The organism is Paenibacillus septentrionalis, assembly GCF_042659865.1.
Classification (GTDB): domain Bacteria; phylum Bacillota; class Bacilli; order Paenibacillales; family Paenibacillaceae; genus Pristimantibacillus; species Pristimantibacillus septentrionalis.
In genome coordinates this window covers 1-2,855 of sequence record NZ_JBHSTE010000018.1, presented here as the reverse complement: position 1 = coordinate 2,855, position 2,855 = coordinate 1, and the positions used below count along the sequence as shown (strand labels likewise).

General features: G+C 47.3%; 1 protein-coding gene. It reads right to left on the bottom strand.

The features are described from left to right. Positions 1 to 190 precede the first annotated feature (190 nt). Positions 191 to 2,855: DUF5704 domain-containing protein (locus ACFP56_RS21645; RefSeq protein WP_379238572.1), on the bottom strand; the 2,665-nt coding region annotated here is incomplete at its 5' end.

The window sequence follows — 2,855 nt, the reverse complement described above, 5'->3', positions numbered from 1 at the left end:
TCACCGCTCCAGCTGTTGACGTTTCCGTTGATCTGTTGCCTCAGCAAATTAGTTGCGCTTGCCACCTGCTCCAGATCCCGTTGCAGCTGCCGCACACGATCTGGACGAAATACGCTTATGTTGGCCATCTCCATATGCCCCTTTATTTACACATAGCCATCCAATGAGGAATGATCGGATGGCTGTGGCTTTATTTTCCTTGTCCTTGAAAATCATTTCGTACGGAATAATCAGATTCAAAGAGGATGATGTCACCAGAATGATATTGAAAGGTTTGTCCCAGATAATTACGTGCGGAGGATACTTGCCCTTCGATTTCCCACATATTCGCAATTCTCCCCTTATAACCGAGAATGCGGGTATCGGGATCGTTATTTTTCACTGTATACAATTGAAAATTCACAATGATGTATCCTTTTTTCAAAAATTCCGACTCATGACCATTTAGCTTCCCACCATATTTATTGGCCACCTCTTGTAGGTTCGTTCCTTTAGGTAAAATATAGGGAGCAATCGGGAGATGATATTCTCCATACCAATGCTGCTCGCTGCGAAGCGCTACGGTTGGATTCACGGCTGCTGGCGGTGTAGACGTTCCAATTAGCGTACGAGATTTGTAAGGGAGTATTAAGCTTTTATAACCGATCCCAATCGGGACTTTCCGTTCAAGGTATTGACTATAAAAACGACTCCAAGGCTGTTTCGCTCGTTCGTTAGCCGTCAAGATATGATGGTATTCATAGTTGGCGGCTTCCTGAAGCTCGGTTGTCGCAATATTTCGGAAAGGGTCTGCTAATGTGTACATTCTCGTATACGACCTACGATCTAACTCACTTCCAACAGCAATCATTTTATTTCCTGCTCCACTTGCATCGTAGTATAGATCAACTTCGATGGCCTCTCCACCACTGCGAGGAACGAACCAGAAGGTCGGGTCTATTCTGATCCCTTCCCCACTATTCCACAGGTTTCCAATTGTCTTGAAATCAAAGAGGAAGGCATAGCCATTATGTGGAACAGTCGCTTGTTGCGTTGGATGTGAGCCTTGACGGATTGGAAGTAGCCAGTTATATTGCTCCTCTAAAGCAGTGGGTACTCCGTTTTCATCTCTTCCCCCACTATAATAGGCCACGGGTTTGTGCTGTTTCGATCCTTTAGCTGTGCGAAAGACCGTCTCATAACGTGGATCACCGATGTCCCAGACACGGAAGCCATAGAGTCGGCCCACGACACCAACATCAAAGGTTTCATAAGCACAATAGTTGGCTAGACTACTATTTCTGTTGAGTTCACAACTATCTCCGATTTCCGAATTAATCGCCCAGGACTCTGTCCGGATCTGATAGTTCCCTTCATCTACCCAAGTAGGCATGGTGAACGTCATCGCTGACACCCCGACTGGATAATCAATCCAAGTATTGGCCGCGTAATAGGTACTGCCTTGAAATACGCCAAACGGGAAGCGCACACGCTTCTGCTGGGTATAGCGAATATAGTCGCGATTCCCGTACCCTTGAATACTACGATGTTGACCCGATTCGTTGAAACGGATCGTAAAGGGGCGATCCAGTACAAGCACTGTACGAGATAAGTCTGGATTCATCCGCTGATCGAATGGACGGTTATCATCCGGCAGCGTGGAGTAATTGACTACCGGGGTATGTACGGTGACACTGTTGATTCCAGCAATGGAGAACTCCTTCTCCCTATACCCATCTAGACTGTCCGGCAACGGCTCGTAGTATATGGTGCCGGTGCTCGGTGTGTTGGCAGCGTTACGAAGGGTGCTTGTAATAAAAAGGCCGCTTCTGTACAGCACATCAGGTCCAATGACAGCAGGCTGCGGGATAGCTCCAGGCGTAGGCCCAGTACTTGCTCTCTCACTGTTGTCCATCACAACGGTTCCATTGAACTCCACCCAATCATTCTTCACTTTAGGATCATCGGTTGCAGCCTCAGCCATTGCTTTTAACGCTGCGATCACCGTCGCTTGGGCCGGCGGCTCGGGTGGTGTCATGCCCTCTGATTTCAAACTCGTATCCGTGTAGGTCACGGCTCCCGTTTCGGCAGGCGTTACATGATCTTCTACATTATCACTGCGATCCGCAAGCAGCTCTGGCTCACTGTAACCTGTGGCATAGAGCATGATGGCTCCACCAGGGAGCGCATAGTTATAAAGATCTGACCGGCTTAATCCATACGCTTCTAAATGCTTAATGGTCCAATAGGAATACTGCCGATCAAAGGTAAACGAGTACGATACACTCAACTGATCGGTGACATCGGTCGGATCCTGCGGTTCGCAGCCTTGATCATCACATATATCTGGGTGCTGTTCTTTCCATTGCCTGTCGTAGACAATATCGAATTGACAGGTATACCGTACATTCCCATTCATATTGGCAAACGTATAGTCAAATAAGTACTCACTGGCTCGGACATTGGCATATAGCGACTCTGTCGTCGGAATCCCTTGCGTTACATTAAACCGCTCACTTCCACGAGCATCTGCCCCAATCTGCGCTGTTGGGTTCGGATTCATATGGCTGCGGGTTTGAACAGCTCCTTGCGTAGGAGGCAAGATTTCTGCTACGCAATTTCCGCCACCGACATTGGTTGTCCCCTGTTCAAATTCTGCATAGATGACTTTGTCATGATACATATAGGTATAGGAATGAAAGTCAACGTTGAACTTTCCACAATACCACATTTGTCTAGCACCTGGGCTTGCCCAGTCTTTGTATTGTCCTTTAGTGATGGATTCTTCTCCAAAGGTCTGCTTATACTTAAGGGTAATGATACCGTTTAGCGAATTCACCGCGCCGATTTTCGTATATTCGGTAGATGTATCTGAC